This is a genomic window from Flavobacterium sp. LC2016-23 (assembly GCF_009674775.1).
GTDB lineage: Bacteria > Bacteroidota > Bacteroidia > Flavobacteriales > Flavobacteriaceae > Flavobacterium.
Genome location: NZ_WKKE01000011.1, coordinates 128,712 through 145,421 on the forward strand (window position 1 = coordinate 128,712; position 16,710 = coordinate 145,421).

Annotated in this window: 19 protein-coding genes; 10 read left to right on the forward strand and 9 right to left on the reverse strand. The window is 35.2% G+C overall.

Annotation, left to right across the window (positions count from 1 at the left end):
- The first annotated feature begins 18 nt into the window (after positions 1-18).
- Together GJU43_RS11275 and GJU43_RS11280 are read left to right on the forward strand one after the other, a co-directional pair.
- The gene (locus GJU43_RS11275) at positions 19-204 is read left to right on the forward strand and encodes a hypothetical protein (RefSeq protein ID WP_154340858.1); all 186 of its coding nucleotides are present in this window, start codon (positions 19-21) and stop codon (positions 202-204) included.
- Positions 194-745 (forward strand): Smr/MutS family protein, encoded by a 552-nt coding sequence (locus GJU43_RS11280; protein WP_154340859.1) that lies wholly within the window; start codon positions 194-196, stop codon positions 743-745. Before GJU43_RS11275 ends, GJU43_RS11280 begins: the two co-directional genes overlap by 11 nt.
- 151 nt (positions 746-896) lie before the next feature.
- On the opposite strand, the gene GJU43_RS11285 is transcribed toward GJU43_RS11280, so the two are convergent.
- Entirely contained in the window at positions 897-1,892 is a 996-nt protein-coding gene (locus tag GJU43_RS11285) for a hypothetical protein (protein WP_154340860.1), read from the reverse strand.
- Between the two features lie 83 nt (positions 1,893-1,975).
- Between GJU43_RS11285 and GJU43_RS11290 the strand changes: the two genes are divergently transcribed.
- Complete coding sequence (locus GJU43_RS11290; protein WP_154340861.1) at positions 1,976-3,100, forward strand: cysteine desulfurase family protein; 1,125 nt, start codon at positions 1,976-1,978, stop codon at positions 3,098-3,100.
- Positions 3,101-3,252: 152 nt separating this feature from the next.
- Here the strand turns inward: GJU43_RS11290 and GJU43_RS11295 are convergent, their stop codons facing one another.
- The gene (locus tag GJU43_RS11295; protein ID WP_154340862.1) at positions 3,253-3,825 is read right to left on the reverse strand and encodes an L-threonylcarbamoyladenylate synthase; all 573 of its coding nucleotides are present in this window, start codon (positions 3,823-3,825) and stop codon (positions 3,253-3,255) included.
- A gap of 45 nt (positions 3,826-3,870) precedes the next feature.
- Positions 3,871-4,947, reverse strand: a complete 1,077-nt coding sequence (locus GJU43_RS11300) for a DegT/DnrJ/EryC1/StrS aminotransferase family protein (RefSeq protein WP_154340863.1) — start codon at positions 4,945-4,947, stop codon at positions 3,871-3,873.
- 257 nt (positions 4,948-5,204) lie between these two features.
- Here GJU43_RS11300 and GJU43_RS11305 point away from each other — a divergent pair, with 257 nt between their 5' ends.
- From GJU43_RS11305 to GJU43_RS11330, 6 genes are read left to right on the forward strand one after another with little or no spacing between them, the layout of a single operon-like run.
- Complete coding sequence (locus GJU43_RS11305; RefSeq protein ID WP_127337161.1) at positions 5,205-5,435, forward strand: phosphopantetheine-binding protein; 231 nt, start codon at positions 5,205-5,207, stop codon at positions 5,433-5,435.
- A 5-nt stretch (positions 5,436-5,440) separates the two neighbouring features.
- Entirely contained in the window at positions 5,441-6,496 is a 1,056-nt protein-coding gene (locus GJU43_RS11310) for a 3-oxoacyl-ACP synthase III family protein (protein WP_154340864.1), read from the forward strand.
- Positions 6,493-7,578 (forward strand): aromatic ring-hydroxylating dioxygenase subunit alpha, encoded by a 1,086-nt coding sequence (locus tag GJU43_RS11315; RefSeq protein ID WP_154340865.1) that lies wholly within the window; start codon positions 6,493-6,495, stop codon positions 7,576-7,578. Before GJU43_RS11310 ends, GJU43_RS11315 begins: the two co-directional genes overlap by 4 nt.
- A complete protein-coding gene (locus tag GJU43_RS11320) occupies positions 7,578-8,321 on the forward strand; it encodes an SDR family NAD(P)-dependent oxidoreductase (RefSeq protein WP_154340866.1) in 744 nt (247 codons plus the stop codon). The genes GJU43_RS11315 and GJU43_RS11320 overlap by 1 nt, the downstream gene beginning before the upstream one ends.
- Before the next feature lie 7 nt (positions 8,322-8,328).
- Positions 8,329-9,339 carry a ketoacyl-ACP synthase III gene (locus GJU43_RS11325; protein WP_154340867.1) on the forward strand — a complete coding sequence of 337 codons (1,011 nt, stop codon included), beginning with the start codon at positions 8,329-8,331 and terminating at the stop codon, positions 9,337-9,339.
- On the forward strand, positions 9,339-9,974 hold the full coding sequence (locus tag GJU43_RS11330) for a sialic acid O-acetyltransferase (RefSeq protein ID WP_154340868.1): 636 nt from the start codon (positions 9,339-9,341) through the stop codon (positions 9,972-9,974). The genes GJU43_RS11325 and GJU43_RS11330 overlap by 1 nt, the downstream gene beginning before the upstream one ends.
- 53 nt (positions 9,975-10,027) lie before the next feature.
- On the opposite strand, the gene GJU43_RS11335 is transcribed toward GJU43_RS11330, so the two are convergent.
- The 4 genes from GJU43_RS11335 to GJU43_RS11350 all read right to left on the reverse strand — a co-directional run bounded on the left by GJU43_RS11335 (position 10,028) and on the right by GJU43_RS11350 (position 13,994).
- Positions 10,028-10,843 (reverse strand): glycosyltransferase, encoded by an 816-nt coding sequence (locus tag GJU43_RS11335; RefSeq protein WP_154340869.1) that lies wholly within the window; start codon positions 10,841-10,843, stop codon positions 10,028-10,030.
- Positions 10,844-10,853: 10 nt separating this feature from the next.
- Complete coding sequence (locus GJU43_RS11340) at positions 10,854-11,819, reverse strand: hypothetical protein (protein ID WP_154340870.1); 966 nt, start codon at positions 11,817-11,819, stop codon at positions 10,854-10,856.
- Between the two features lie 2 nt (positions 11,820-11,821).
- Positions 11,822-12,784 carry a hypothetical protein gene (locus GJU43_RS11345; protein WP_154340871.1) on the reverse strand — a complete coding sequence of 321 codons (963 nt, stop codon included), beginning with the start codon at positions 12,782-12,784 and terminating at the stop codon, positions 11,822-11,824.
- A 133-nt stretch (positions 12,785-12,917) separates the two neighbouring features.
- Positions 12,918-13,994 (reverse strand): glycosyltransferase family 1 protein, encoded by a 1,077-nt coding sequence (locus GJU43_RS11350; protein ID WP_154340872.1) that lies wholly within the window; start codon positions 13,992-13,994, stop codon positions 12,918-12,920.
- 81 nt (positions 13,995-14,075) lie between these two features.
- On the opposite strand from GJU43_RS11350, the gene GJU43_RS11355 reads away from it, so the two are divergent.
- A complete protein-coding gene (locus GJU43_RS11355; protein ID WP_154340873.1) occupies positions 14,076-14,840 on the forward strand; it encodes a lipopolysaccharide kinase InaA family protein in 765 nt (254 codons plus the stop codon).
- Here the strand turns inward: GJU43_RS11355 and GJU43_RS11360 are convergent.
- Positions 14,821-15,597 (reverse strand): glycosyltransferase family 2 protein, encoded by a 777-nt coding sequence (locus GJU43_RS11360; RefSeq protein ID WP_154340874.1) that lies wholly within the window; start codon positions 15,595-15,597, stop codon positions 14,821-14,823. The two genes, GJU43_RS11355 and GJU43_RS11360, sit on opposite strands and share 20 nt — an antisense overlap.
- 10 nt (positions 15,598-15,607) lie before the next feature.
- Positions 15,608-16,684, reverse strand: a complete 1,077-nt coding sequence (locus GJU43_RS11365; RefSeq protein ID WP_154340875.1) for a glycosyltransferase family 9 protein — start codon at positions 16,682-16,684, stop codon at positions 15,608-15,610.
- Positions 16,685-16,710: the final 26 nt, after the last annotated feature.

Sequence of the window (16,710 nt, forward strand, 5' to 3'; positions counted from 1 at the left end):
ATCCTTAGACTTAAAAATATGAAAGCTTTTAAAATTTTAATAATGGTACTTGCTATTGCAGTGGCGCTTTATGAGCAGGTATCGGCAGAAAAAAATATTTATATTATGGTAATTGCAATCGCAGTTTTCATGTATGGAATGATGCAGTTGAGTGCAAAAACACCGAGTAAAAATCAAGATAAAGAAGAAGAGGATGTTAAGTAAAGGTGATAAGGTTTCGGTTTTGGATGAAGCCATAAACGGCGTAGTGGTTTCTGTTAAAAACAAGGAGGTTTTAATAGAAACGGAGGACGGATTTATGATGACATTTTTTGTCAATGAATTAATTAAAATTCAGGATTCCAGTAATTTAATGAATTCTATCAAAAGAATTAATATAGATGAAATTTCAAAGGAAAAAACAGAGCCCAAGCCAAGAAGTTTTGTAAAAGAAAAAAAGGATAAGCGTGAAATTGCAGCTCCTGAGTTTGATTTGCATATCGAAAAACTGGTTCCGAATAAACGCGGAATGTCGAATTATGATATTTTGACATTACAAACCGAAACGGCAAAAAGACACATTGAATTTGCGATCCGAAATCGTATTCCAAAGATTGTTTTTATTCACGGAGTCGGGGAAGGAATTCTGAAAGCCGAACTTGATTTTTTACTGGGGCGTTATGACGGAATTGATTTTCAGGATGCCAATTATCAAAAATATGGCTTAGGAGCAACAGAAGTTTATTTCAGGCAAAATAATAAATAAAGCATTTTTGATATCTCCATTAGCTTAGATTAAAGCATAAAAAAATATCCGTTTTCAAAACTAATTTCAATTATAAATTAGAATGAAAACGGATATTTTTTTGTAGGAATAAAACGCTTTTTAATTTCTGAAAACCTGAAATTAAAGCGGTTTAATTTGTCGTTGTGGTATAGATGTCACCCAATATGTAACTGGTCCCTAAATTAACTGTATTTGTTGTTTTTTGCAGTGTAGTATTTCTAAGTCTTATGGTATGTTTAAATGTATTCGCAACATCGGTTGTGGTGGTTACTTCAATAATTCCGCTGGTATTGGCTACACCTGCAACTCCTGCCCAGGTCTCTTTTAATACTGCTGTTGTTGGTGGTGTTGCTGTACAGAAATAACTATCATTAAGAGCGCTTCCTGTATAAACCTTAAATAAAAGTTTGTTCACAGTCGTACCTATTAATCCTGTTCGTGGAGCATTTGCCGGAGTGACAACATTCTGAATTAACGTAGGGTCAATATTGTCAATGGTCATTGCTGAATTATCGTTGTATGTGAAAACTTGTCCTGCAGTACCACATTGCTTAACTGGTTTAGTGAAAGTCAGGTTCAGTTTGTCAGCCGCCGCTATGGTGGTTTTAAAATCACCAAAAATTACCTGAGGCTGCGTAACATCTAAACTTGGTATCGAATACGTAAGGTTTTTAATGATGATGTTATGGGTATATCCAGTAATCGTGATGGCGCCGGTAGTTTCGTCTGTTGTCTTTTGTGCGGTAGTTGTAATTTCAATCGTTCCGGACTTAGCATACCATTCGTTAATGATATGAGGTGTTGTTGGCGGAATCAGGCTGCAAATATTAGTTTTGGCCACAGCTCCGTCATAACTTCTGTAAACAAGTCTGAAATTACCACTATTATTAATGCTGAATTCTCTGGGATCATCAACTGGTGTTGGTTCGTTAAGCAGCGTACCCGGTGCCAGTTGCAACAGCAATGATTCCTGGCTTTTTAGTTTGAAAATTAGTTCATTGGTTGTAAGGTCACAAGCGTCAGAGGTAACATCTTTAAAGTCTACGGTCTCAACAGTTATATCACCATCATCACATCCATTTAATAAAAGGGCGAATAACAGGAGGTATGCATATTTTCTCATCATAATTTTATTTGGGTCAAAAATAGTGAAAAATTTGGCAATTGATATTTAAGAATTCACAATTGATATTTCATAACTTTGCCGTAATGAAAAAAGTATATCTCGATAACGCCTCTACCACTGCCATGCGTCCTGAAGTGATTCAGGAAATTACAAAAGTGATGACAGAGGATTTTGGTAATCCTTCTTCTACCCACAGTTTTGGACGAAACGGAAAGACTATTCTGGAACTTTCCAGAAAAAGTATTGCGAAACATTTAAATTGCACGGCGCAGGAAATTATTTTTACTTCCGGTGGAACAGAAGCTGATAACTGGATTCTTCGTTCAGCAGTAGAAGACCTGAAAATAGAACGCATTATTACGGCTAAAACAGAACATCATGCTGTTTTGTATACCGTCCTGGCTTTACAATCCGATTATAATATTCAGGTAGATTATGTGAATATACACCCTGACGGAACAATTGATTTGACACATCTGTCGAATTTGCTGGCTCAGGAGAAAAAAACAATTGTGAGTTTAATGCATGTCAATAACGAAACCGGAACCATTCTCGATCTGGACAGGGTAGCGGTTATTTGCAGACAGTATAACGCCTTATTTCACTCTGATACGGTACAATCTGTCGGGAAAACAGAAATTGACCTGCAAAAGACCTCCGTTGACTTTATTGTAGCCAGTGCGCATAAGTTTCACGGGCCAAAAGGAGTTGGTTTTGCTTTTATTCGAAAAAATACAGGTTTGCAGCCGCTTATATTTGGTGGAGAACAGGAAAAAGGACTTCGTGCAGGAACGGAAGCGGTGCATCAGATTGCCGGAATGGCAAAAGCCCTGTCGCTTTCATACGATAATCTGGATCAGGAAAGAAACTACATTTCGGATTTGAAAACCTATCTTATCGATCAGCTTGAAATTCATTTTCCGGGTTTTAGAATAAATGGTAAAAAAGAAGATTTCTATAACATCATCAATATCATTCTTCCTTTTTCTTCGGATAAGACGTCAATGCTTTTATTTAGCCTGGATATGAAAGGGATAGCGGTTTCCAGAGGAAGTGCCTGCCAGTCCGGAAGTATAAAACCTTCACATGTTCTGAAAGAAATGCTTTCCGAGGAAGATTTAAAATTACCGAATCTTCGAATTTCATTTAGCCATTACAATACCAAAGAAGACATTGACTGGCTAGTGGAAAGTTTGAAAACGGTTTAGGTTTTTTAAGGTGCAAAGGTTCAGAGTGGCAAAGGTTCAGAGTTGCAAAGGTGCTAAGTTTGAAATTCCAATTTATGCAAATTCCAAATTCCAATGGGTTAACTTCAAACCTGAAACCTGAAACTTGAAACTTCAAACCTGAAACAAAAAACTTACTTCCGAATCACTTTCACCTGGGAATCATTCGTTAATTTGATAATAGTCGATGGTTTTCCGGCGACTTTATCCTGATTTAGTTTTACGACGTAATCAACACCTTTTACAATTTCAGGATTGATATCCTTGAAAGCCATAGGAGTGGGCTGGCCTGAAATATTTGCTGAAGTGGAAACCAGTGGCTTTTTCATTCGTTCTAATAATTTGAAGCAAAAAGGTTCTTTTACCAAACGTATACCAAGTGAATTATCGGCTGCAATGATATTCGGAGCCACATTTCTGGGTTCGTCCAAAATTAATGTAGTGGGTTTTTCGGATAAATCCAAAAGCTGCCAGGCAACTTCAGGAATGTTTTTAAAGACGTTGTACATCATTTTTTCACCATTCATCAATACAATCATGCTTTGTGTTTCCGCACGTTGTTTGAGTTTGTATATTTTGGCAACCGCTTCCGGGTTTGTCGCATCACAACCAATTCCCCAAACGGTATCTGTAGGGTAAAGAATGATTCCGCCTTCCTTAATCACTTCGTAAGCGTTGATGATTTCCTGATTGATATCCTGACTCATAATAGCAAAATTTTATTTTAATAACAACTTAATGGTTTGGTGTTTTTAAGAGGTTAGTGTATTGATAATAGCAGTAATTTTTTCTAAATCAAGGGTAGAAAGCCCAACATATAAGGGCAGGCAAACTACTCTTGAAGCGATAGATTCTGATACCGGCATTTCGGCACCATGGGTGTAAGGTATGGTGTTTAAAGAAGGATAAAAATAACGCCTTGGCTGTATGTTTTCCTTTGCCAGTGCTTCCTGAACTTTTAACAAAATCGCTTCAGATTCAAAAATTACCGGGTAATAGCTGTAATTCCATTCCGTATTTTCCCTGATTTTTATGCTTTTAAGGTTTTTGAAATTCAAATTGGCATTGTAAAAATCAGTTACCTTTTTTCTTTCTGTAATAATATGCTCCATATACGGGAAAAGAGCCAGTCCCATAGCCGACTGCAGTTCTGAGATTTTAGCATTGATGCCAAGCCCGTGAAAAGCCAAGGGGCCGTTATGTCCGAAATTATGACTGTAAAATAAAGTATTTTGTGTTTCTTCATCCTTACAAAACATGGCACCGCCTTCTCCGGTATGAAATAATTTCGTGGCATGAAAGCTGCAGGTGCTTACATCTCCAAATTGAAATATCGATTCGTTATTATAAGTTACCCCAAAACAATGTGCGGCATCATAAATCACTTTCAGATTGTATTTTTCAGCGATAGCGGCGATAGCTTCAATAGCACATGGATTTCCAAAAACGTGAGTTGCCAGAATTGCCGTAGTTTTGGAAGTAATGGCCGCTTCAATTTTGGTTTCGTCTATCGTCAGGTAATCCGGATGGATATCGACAAAAACGGGAGTGCAATTTTCCCACACAATAGCAGCCGAAGTGGCCACATACGAAAAAGGGGTTGTGATGATTTCTCCGCCTTTACCAAATAGTTTTAAGGCAATTTGTAAAGGTATGGTACCGTTATTAGTAATGGTAATATGAGGAACATTCAGATAATTTTTAAGTTTATCTTCTAATTCTATGGTTAGTTCACCGCGATTTGTGAGCCAAACTTTATCCCACGCCCGTTTTACATAAGAATTGTATTCTTCTTGTGGAGGCAGAAAAGTTTTGGTTACTGGAATCATTTAATTATGTATTTAGTAAGTTTAATTAACCTTTTAAGGGTAAACTATTGTTATATTTGCGAGGTAAAAATAACAAAAGAATGGTGATTTATCAGCATAAGCGGAAATTATAAAAAACACAAGCATTATCGGGTAGGCCTGATGCTTTGAAAAACAAGTTTTTAGGAATGGTTTTCGCGGGATAAATAAATAACTTCCCTTTTGGGTTTTTATAAAAATCAGAAATAGAATAAAAACAAAATAAATTTAGGAATACTATGGAAATCAACACTTTTTTGCAAAATTTTGCAGATCTTTTAGATGATACGGATGCAACATTAATAAAACAAGAAACTGTTTTTAGAGATTTGGAAGAATGGGATTCGCTGACAGCTTTGTCACTGATTGCTATGGCTGATGAAGAATATTCAGTAAAACTTACCGGAGATGATATTAAATCTTCAAATTCATTAAATGATATCTTCGAAATAATAAAAAATAAAGGGTAATTGAAATGGCTACTTTTTCAGTAAATAATATTGCAATAAAAGGTATATCGTGTTGCGTTCCAAAAAATCTGGAGCGCAATATTGATTTAGATATATTGACAGAGGAAGAAATTCAGAGATTTATTGATGCAACCGGAGTGGAAGAAAGACGTATTGCAACCAAAGAAATCTGTACTTCTGATTTGTGCGCTGAAGCTGCTGAAAAATTAATCAAAGACCTGAACTGGCAAAAAGAGGAAATAGAGATTTTGGTTTTTGTTTCACAGACGGCCGATTATATTTTACCCGTTTCTGCAGCCATACTTCAGGACAGATTAGGATTGTCGACCAACTGTATCGCTTTTGATGTTCCTTTAGGATGTTCAGGATATGTGTACGGAATGTCGATAATAGCCGGTATGATGAAAGCAACCGGTTTAAAAAAGGGATTGCTTCTGGCCGGAGATACGAGCAGTAAACTACTTTCTAAATCAGATAAAAGCACTGTTCCGCTTTTCGGAGACGGAGGAAGTGCTACTGCATTTGAATTTGATGAAAATGCAGCGGATTTACTTTTTGACTTAGGTACTGATGGTTCCGGTTACAAAACCATAATTGTAAACGACGGAGGATCAAGAAACAGAATTAATGCGGATTCATTAACGTATCATACGATTTCACCCGGAATCGAAAGAAATGCCTGCCAGCTGATCCTGGACGGAATGGACGTTTTTAGCTTCGGAATATCACAGGCCCCGAAAACGGTCAATAAACTGATTGAAAAGTTTGAGATCGATAAGGAAACAATTGATCATTTTGTCTTTCATCAGGCCAATTTAATGATGAATAAAATGATCGTTAAAAAATTAAAATTACCTGTCGAAAAAGTACCTTATTCATTAAAAGAATTCGGAAACACCTCTTCTACAACCATTCCGTTAACCATCGTAACAGCTTTACAAGACAAGCTGAACAACGCTGCTCAGGATTTAATCCTTTGCGGATTCGGAGTAGGTTTATCCTGGGGAACAGCAAAAATAACACTGAATAATGCTGTAATTTCAGATTTAATTGAACTATGATAAAAAATTTAAATTACATAGATGAAACCGTTTTTCTAAAAGAAAAATCTTTGTTTTTTAAGGAGTCCTGGATATTAGTTGCGCATAAGAATGAACTGGCAAACAACAATGATTTTGTTACTTTAGAGTATTTTGGAAATAAGATATTTATCCAAAACTATAACGGTACTCTCAAATCTTTTCAGAATGTTTGTCTGCACAGGTTTAATACCATCCATGAGGAACCTTACGGAAACAGGGTTTCTTCCTGTTTGTACCATAACTGGACTTATGGCAAAAAGGGAAATGTAATTGGATTAATGTGCCGAAATTCATTCGAAAAAGATAATATCAGTGCATTAAGGCTAAAAGAATATGAACTTGATTATTGCGGTGATTTTGTTTTCATAAAATTAAACGATCAGCTAGACAGAAGTTTAAACGATTATTTAGGAAACGTATTTACGCCTTTAGCAGAAATCAGTCAGCATTTTGGTGCCAAAACCATCGATTATACGATTGAGCATAAAGTGAACTGGAAACTTTTGGTAGAAAATGTTTTGGAATGTTACCACTGTACTTCGGTTCACGAAAATTCATTTGCAAAAATGGGATTCGGATCGGTAGCCCCTGAAAAGTTTGACTTTTTTGAGGCACACAGCTGGTGTGAATTTCCAAAAGGAGATGATGTAAAGCCAAATAAAATCATAGAAAAATCATTAGCCGACAGAACTTTCAAAACGCAGGGTTATCTGCATTTTTACAGTTATCCCAATGCTTTTATAAGTTCGGTGGAAGGAAAAGGATTTTATTTTGGATTTATGTTTCCCGAATCACCTTCAAAAACCAATTTAAGAGTGCGTTATTTCGCTCCTAAATTCGAAAAAGAACTAAGCGAATCGCAACAGAATATTATTGATTTCATTAACAACAGTTCCAACGAATCACTGGATTTGGTTTTGAATGAAGACAAAAAAATAGTCGAAAATATTCAGACCAATCTGGAGTATTTTAAAGACAGTTCACCCATATTCGGTGATGAAGAGTTTAGGATTTTAAAATTCTATGACTATTTTAATAAAAAAGAATTAAACGATATATAATGAATCCATTTGATTTATCAGGAAAAAAAATACTAGTAACGGGAGCTTCTTCAGGCATTGGTTACGAAACCTGTCTTGCAATAGCCAGACAGGGAGGAACCTTTATAGCGATCGCAAGACGCCAGGATTTTCTCGAAAAATTAATTGAAGAATGCGGAACTGAAAATAGTTTTATCGCTGCCGACTTATCTAAAATGGAAGATATTAAGGCTATTGTAGACACGATTGAAAATATCGACGGAATTGTGCATTCGGCTGGAATTGTATCCCTGGCACCGGTTAAATTCTACACGGAAGAGTTAATGAACGAAATGAGATCGATAAATTTTGACTCGATTGTATATCTGGTAAATCTGATTTTCAAAAAGAAAAAAATAAACAAAGGAAGTTCCATTGTTTTGGTATCGTCGATCGCAGGTTTGTTCGGAATGAAAGGAAACGGAATTTATGCCGCCGGAAAAGGGGCTTTAATTGCAATTTCAAAAGTTTGGGCAAGCGAATTTGCCAACAGTAAAATCCGCGTAAATTGTGTGTCACCCGGAATGGTAAAAACAGAAATAACCGCCAGGTCTATTGAAGATTTATCTTTGGAAGTCATTCAGCAGGATGAAAAAAAATATCCTTTGGGATATGGTGACCCTGTTCAGGTGGCCAATCCGATTGTGTTTTTATTGGCGGAAGCCAGCAGCTGGATCACGGGACAAAATATAGTTTTAGACGGAGGAAGAACTTCAACGATATAAATTTACAATGAAAGCCAATATAAAAGCCATTTCGTATTATTTACCTGAATCAGTGTTGACAAATGATCTGATAAATCAGGAATTTCCGGAATGGGGTATTGAAAAGATCAGTGCAAAAACCGGAATCAATGCCCGACATATCAGTGCCAAGGATGAGTTTTCATCTGATATGGGCGTTAAAGCTGCCGAAAAATTATTCGCTGAACATAACATCGACAGATCAGAAATTGATTTTTTATTGTTCTGTACGCAAAGCCCGGATTATTTTCTGCCAACGACGGCTTGTATCATTCAGGAAAAATTAGGCCTCGAAACTACAATTGGCGCCTTGGATTTTAATTTAGGATGTTCCGGTTTTGTCTATGGCTTAAGCCTGGCCAAAGGACTGATTGCCGGAGAAATGGCAAAAAATGTATTGCTGATCACTTCAGAAACCTACTCAAAATTTATTCATCCCAAAGACAAAAGCAATAAAACTATTTTTGGTGACGCCGCCGCTGCAACTTTAATTAGCAGTGAAAAAGGATTTTGTACACTAAGCAATTTTGTTTTCGGAACGGATGGGAAAGGTGCTGAAAACCTGATTGTAAAACAAGGCGGAATGCGTTTTCCGGTTTCGGATAAAAATGAAGATATTGTGGATGAATTTGGAAATGTCCGAAATGATAAAAACCTGTTTATGAACGGAACTGAGATTTTCAATTTCACCGGTGAATTTGTTCCACAGCTGACAGAGGCCATTTTAGAAAAGTCAAATTTAATGAAAGAAGATATTGACTTATTTGTTTTTCATCAGGCGAATAAATACATGCTGAATCATTTAAGAAAAAAAATAAAAATCCCCGAAGAGAAATTCTTTATCGCTATGGAAGAGTGCGGAAATACGGTTTCTTCCACAATTCCGATCGCCTTATATGAAGCTCAGAAACAAGGAAAAGTAGCGCACTGCAGAAATTTGATACTGGCGGGATTTGGTGTCGGATATTCCTGGGCCGCCTGTAATTTAATAGTGGACTAATGAAGAATTTAATCATAATAGGAGCAAGGGGTTTTGGACGTGAAGTATACGATCTGGCCATACAATGTGCCGGATTCAATATAGAATATGTTGTTAAGGGTTTTTTGGATGATAAAACAGATGCTTTAGCAGGTTTTGAAAATTATCCTGAAATTATTGGATCAGTTGAAGATTATACAATTGTAGAAAATGACGTTTTCGTTTGTGCCTTAGGCAGTATCAAATGGAAAAAGCATTATACAGAGCTCATTTTAAATAAAGGAGCCCAGTTTATTAATTTAATTCATCCCTCAACGACTTTAAATACAAACGCTGTTGTGGGTACGGGTCTGATTGTTTTCATGAACTCTAATATCAGTAACGACTGTACTATTGGCGATTTTGTGACCATACAGGGTTATGTAGGCTTAGGACACGATACAAGGATCGATAAATGGTCGCATTTAAGCGCTTATAGCTTTACAGGCGGTTTCGTCGTATTGGAAGAGGAAGTGCTCCTAAATACCAGGGCTACTATTTTACCGCATGTAATTGTTCGTAAAGGAGCTACTGTCGGGGCATCAAGTCTGGTCATTAAAAATGTAAAAGAAGGCACTACTGTTTTTGGCGTTCCTGCTAAAAAACTGGAGTTCTAAGGTTTCTGTTACTATGAAATGTGATGTATCCAAAATAAAAAATAAAGGCTCTGTTATTGCAACAGAGCCTTTATTTTATAGTTTAGTTTTTCAAAAAACGAAGCATCCTTAGATCGGATCTTTAAGATCTGCTTGTTTAATATTTTTTGGACGTCAGCATCAAAATAGGTTTTCAGTTTCGTAAGGAAATTGATCATGATCACTCTTTGTTCGGCATCTTTTTTCGAAGACCAGTAGGAGGTGTTATGAATACGATAAACAGACATCAGTTTATCGATGTATTTTATTTTTCCATGTTGTGCATTCAGCATGTGCAGAAAGTAATCGCCTATAGGGGCTTCACTGAAGTACTGTGGCAATTCACCAAAAAGATTGTTGCGATACACAACACTTGGGGTGTGGATATAATTGTTTTTGGCAAGATCCTTAATGGTTGAAACTTCCGGAATTCTCTTTCTCGGGTTGTCTTCTTTCATTTCGGTATCTGTTAGTAAATACACGTTATGAAAGCAAATGCTAAAATCAGGATTGGCTTCTAAAAAATCAACCTGTAGACTTAATTTTTGATCGTCGCACCAGTAATCATCCCCTTCGCATAAAGCGATATATTTTCCTGAAGCTTTCTCAAGGGCAGCAACAGAATTAGGCATCATTCCGAGATTAGTCTCGTTATTATAATACTTTACCTTATGTCCGTTAGGATTGCTGGCAATTGTTTCTTTAATAATGGCATCTGTATCATCCGTTGACTTGTCATTAGAAATCACAAGTTCAAATTCAAAATCAGTTTTCTGAGACAAGATACTTTCTATGGCCTGCTTAATATACGCCGAGTGATTATAGGTAATCATTACAACACTTACAAACATAGTATTTAAGTTAGTTTTTATTAAAAAGTTGTTTTACATCTTCAATCATCCTGCTTTTTTCATTCATCACAAACGTTCTGAAAACTGAAAATTCCTGAAAGACTTCTTCATAATTATTCATAGTATGATTAATTAATTCGGTTACTTTTTTAGCCTGCCTGTCATCGGCATGTAATTTGTATTTTTCGGGTATTCCCAGATCTTCTTTAAATGCTGAGGTTCCATCACGTCCTGTCAATAGGCAAACGCCTGAAACAAGTCCTTCCCTTGGGATTTTATCGCGGCCGGGAAAATAACCAAAATCAATATGCAGTTTGGTTTTTCGTAGCGTATCTCTCATTTCCTCTCTCGTCATACCGGATAAGGGGATCCATTGGTATTGCGGAAGAAGTTCCATGTATTTTTCGATTTTGTCCAGTCCTTTTTTAGGATTGTAGGTAATGATATTTTCTTTCGTAAACGTCTCAGGAAGATCGTCAAAGAAAAGTTCCGTAACATAGTCGCATAAGTAAGCGATTTCATTGTCCAGTTTTTTGGTCAGTAAAAACTCTTTGGTTCTCTGGGACTGGTACCAGTGTGTAACTGTTTTGTTAGGCTCAAAACGATATTCGGTATGTTTGTAAGGAACAAAAATCTTTCTGATCCAGTTTTTCTTCTTTTCTCTGCTGTTCATCAGAACTTCATAAAAATCAAGGCTTAACCACCATACTTTTTTCTCCGACAAAGGATATTTAGCAATAAGATTGGTCATTGATTCCGGTATGATGATCACATTATCCGCGCTGTCTTTTATTCTTCTTACATAAGGAACATTGTAATTTTTGTAAAAAGGGTGAACAGGATCTTTTTTATATTTGGTGTATAACATTTTTGCGTCATATCCCAGTGTATTCAGAATATAACCCAACTGATGCAATGCTTCCGGTCCTCCGGTAGCTTTTTTGGGAGGACAGATGATATATATATTTTGTGACATAGTTATTTGGAGATATTATTATAAACTACATTTTCAATCCAGCCCTCTAAAGTGTATTTATTAAAAATTTCTTCAGGTATTTTTTGATATTCTTTTTCGAAAAAGGAAACGGGAATATCCGGATTTTTTTCATCAATTACCAAAATGTTATTCGGATTGTAAAAATCGTAATTTACAATATCTGAATTGGTAGTAATTAACTTTTTCTGAAGCCCTATACTTTCAAATACCCTGAATGTTAATCCAATTTGTTTTTTTCGGTTGATATCAAGTAAAACCTGGGAGCGGTTGATGTATTCGTTTATTTCTGATAATGGAATATGATTGGTAATAAATTCAATCGTTGAGGTCCTTCTCTGAAACTTCTTGTTATACACAAAAAATTTGTGACTAATATTTTTTGCTTTTAAATCGCGTGCAATTTTGGAAAGTATAGAAAGCCTTTTATCCTGTGATATAATATTAAAAACCTGATATTCAAATGGCTTGTCGTTTTTGACACAGGTCGAGTTGTAAATCCAGTTGGTTCCGAATTTTAAATTGTATTTTTTGCAGTCCTCTTTTTCAAAAGAATAAACTTCATCAAAATGTGGAATCACACGAATTATTTTCGGACATCGATTGGTGTTGTCATTAAAATAAGCGATTGTTTTTTTTCCGTAATTCTTTAATTCTGCTACACTTTTAGGATCAATAAAATCTCCTTTGATAACGACGATTACATCCTGTATTTTATCAATTTCTTTTAGGTTTTCGATTATTTTTTTACCGAAATATATGGTTTTAAGATTTTTCTTAAGGAATGTTTTCAGGAAAAAATTGTAAACTCTGTAAAGTATACTGGAATATTTATACTCGTATTTGTTAAAATTAATGTGATGTACATTATGGCCCTGTTTTTTTAAGGCAGTAGCGATATGATTATTGAATCCCCAATTATCAAGGCTTATTAAGGTTATGTGCATAATGTAGATTTGTTGAAACGACGACGCGAAATTAAGAAAAATTTAACAATAAAAGGTGGATTGTGATTTTGTTTGAACTTTTATTTTGCTTCTTTTTTCGAAACGCAAAAATCGCACCAGTATTGCAAAAATCTTAGTATAATATTTTTTTGTAAATATTAAAATATTCGGCAGCAGCTGTTTCCCAGTTAAAACTTGCAGCTCTTTTTTTGATTAGAGTTTCTTTTTCAGCTTTATTGTTTTCATGCTCTTCTAAACCTGTAAACAAAATGTTTTTCATGTATTCCGGATCAAAATTGGTCCAGTAATTAGATTCGCTTCCGCCAATTTCGGGAAGAGAGGTGCGGTCTGACAAAAATGTAGGCTTTCCAAAACTCATGGCTTCAATAGGAGGAAGGCCAAAACCTTCGCGAATGGATGGAAAAAGAAAAGCAGTACAGTTTTTCATGTAAAATTGCTTGCCTTCATCAGATACTTTTCCCGTTAAAAATACCTGATTCGATAAGCCATTAGCGACAATCATTTTTTTAATTTCTTCGCCGTATTTTTTATTGTTGTTTCCGGATATGATTAAATTGAAATCTTTAATCAATTTCATCATGGTGATAATGGATTCATAATTTTTTCGCTCTATAAAATCCCCAATGGTATAGAAAAAAGGTTTGTCTACAGGAACATTGGGTACATACATATCCGTATTTAAAAGCGCGGAAATTGGATTACCATTATAAATAACACATTCGGAAACATTGGGCACATCAAAAAACTCATGCGTTTGTTTTTTTGCAAATTCAGAGATATACGTAATTGCAGATGCCTTTTTTAATTTAGCTTCAAAAAGTTTACTTAATTGCTGATTGTAATCGCTAGACCCTTCTTCTATAAAATGGATATCGTGAACCGTAAGCAGGTATTTATTACAATGAAAAGGTTCAACCTTTGTATTTTGATTTACAGAATGCCATAAATCATATTTTGTACGCGTTCTGAAGAAGCCTAATCTGGATAAACTCGTATATTTGTTATAATTGAATTTTTCGCCAAATTCACGTTCAAGAAGTTTTACATCTTTCGCATTGAGTGTTAACTTCATATTTTCAAAATTCAATGCTGACAAACCCTTGATTAACTCGTAGTTAAAAGTTCCTAAACCGCCCGCTCTGTTATTGATATTATGAGTTTCTAAAAAAACACTCTTGTGATGTGGCATTATTTTTTTTTTACGAAAATACAATATTAATTTGAAGAATTAAATTGTATACGTACTTTTGTTCGTTTATAACCAGACCTAATGAATTTTAAAATAAATCCGATTTTTGCTGACGAAACTACATCGATACTTGCTATTATTGAAGCATTTAATACCTCAGGAACGATCTTTGGTAATGGACAACGTAATATTATAAAACTATTTGAATTCAATCATAAAACGATCAATATAAAGTCGTTTAAAATTCCAAATCTAATCAATAAAGTAGCGTATAAGTATTTTAGAAAATCAAAAGCAAGACGCTCTTTTGAATATGCTACGATTTTGCTCGAAAAGGGCATCGGAACTCCGCAGCCTATCGCATTTCTTGAAAATTTCAACTGGCTTGGGCTTAGAGACAGTTATTATGTGAGTGAACATTTAGTAACAGAATTAACCTATCGCGAACTGGTTGAAATTCCGGATTATCCGGATCATGAAAATATATTAAGGCAATTTACCCGATTTAGTTTTCATCTTCATGAAAAAGGAATTGAGTTCCTGGATCATTCACCCGGAAATACCTTAATTAAAAAAATCACAGAAGACACCTATGATTTTTTTCTGGTTGATCTGAACAGAATGGAGTTTCATGATACTATGAGCTTTGAAATGCGAATGAAAAATCTCTGCCGTCTGACCCCCGTAAAAGAAATGGTGGCTGTCATGAGTAATGAATATGCTAAATTGTACGGAGAATCGGAGCAAAAAACATTTGATACGTTATGGAAATATACAGCTGATTTTCAGGAACAATTCTACAGAAAAAAGCGCTTGAAAAAGAAACTTAAATTCTGGAAGAAGTAGTGAGTTTTTGTAATTCCTTGTAACGAATAAAAATACTATAAGCATTTAAATAGCAGATGGTAACTCCTTTCAGACCGTCTAAAAATCCAAGACGAATTAAAAACTGATACAGGAATGTATAAACAGGATGGAAAATCATCAGTAAACGGGATGATTGCTGTCCTTTTTTTAGCTTTTCACTGGCCTTCAAAATGCCGTATTGATACATTTTCTTTTTATAATCCTCGTAATTCGAATACGAAAAATGAATCAATTTGTTTTTTAAAATAGAAATCGGGCCATCTACAATCAGCTTCTCATGAACCATTCTGTCCTCGGTATAACGGCATTTGGTTTTGTTAAAAAGCCTGAAAATTTTATCGGTCTGCCAGCCACTAAAGCGCAATTTCCTGTTTTTGAACATAAAAGTACGATAGATTAAATAAGCATTGTCCGGACTTTTAGTATTGATTGTAGCGATAATTTCAGTTTTCAGATCGGGTGTTAAACGCTCATCGGCATCAATAAATAATATCCATTCGTTACTGGCCTGATCTAATGCAAAATTGCGCTGTGAAGTGTAATTAATGAATTGATGCTGAATTAAACGGACGTTTTTAAAAGAGGCAATTATAGGCACGGTCTGATCAGTACTATATGAGTCTACTACAATTATTTCGTCAGCAAAATCGATATCCTCCAGTAGTGATTTTATATGCAATTCTTCGTTGAGAGTAATAATCAAAACGGATAACTTTTGCTTTTCAGTAGTATTCATCTAATGATTTTTACTGTTCTCCATTTTTATATTCCTGAAAATAAGTCTCCAGTTTTTCAAGCATAAGCGCTAAAGGATATTCAGCATAATATTCAAAAGTATGCTCTTTGATGTATTGCTCGGTATGCTGCTCGTATATTTCCGGTTTTAAATCTTTAAGGTGAATAGAAGCGTGTTTGGCTTCGTTTTCAAATAATTGCCATGTTTCTTTTCGTACGGATGGCGTAAAAATAGAAAAGGTAGGAATGTCAAGGGCCTTCGCCATATTTACGGCACCGCCTTCATTTCCGATCAGCATATCACATTGTGAAAGTAACGACAGAAACGGACGTAATTCAGTACAGTACAAATCAAAAATGATGTGTTTTTTGGTCGCTTCACTACAATAATTATAGACTTCCAGGGCCAGGTCTTTCTGATCCGGAATATAATTAAAGATAATTTTGGCATTGGTTTTGGCCACCGTAAAATCAATGATTTTTGCCATTCCTTCCAAAGGATACGTTTTGTAGACTTCGCTTCCTAAAATTCCAAACATAATCAGCGGATTCTCTTCGGTATGGATGTTGTATTTATTCAGAAGTTTTTTGGCTTCTTCAATTTCGGAGTCTTTCAGGAAAATCTTTGGTTTTACATCTGTGATTTTTTCAGAAATAAAAGGTTTAAGAAGTAGTAATCTGTTTTCAATGGCCAGCCCGTGCTCGGATTCGATAGCATCAAAACGTTCGTATGTATAGTTATAGAATATTTTAGTATACCATTTACGATACGAAACTTTATACTTTGCTCCGGAAAATAAGGTGATCAGATTGGTCTCTAATTTAGAGTATACATCAATAACAGCATCGTATTTTTTTCTTCGAATCTGAAAAATAAATTTAAATAAAGAAGGAATAGATTTTCTGACCTTATTCGTCAATGGAATAATAGTGTCAATATTTGGATTTTCTTTTAGTACATCAACAGAATTGGGATAGCACATATAATCAATTGCGGCTTCCGGAAACTTTGTTTTAAGGTTGTTACAGATTATCGTACTGGTTAATACATCTCCAATTCTTTTTTGCTGAATGACTAATATTCTCATTTAATTTAAAATTCAATTTGCAGGCT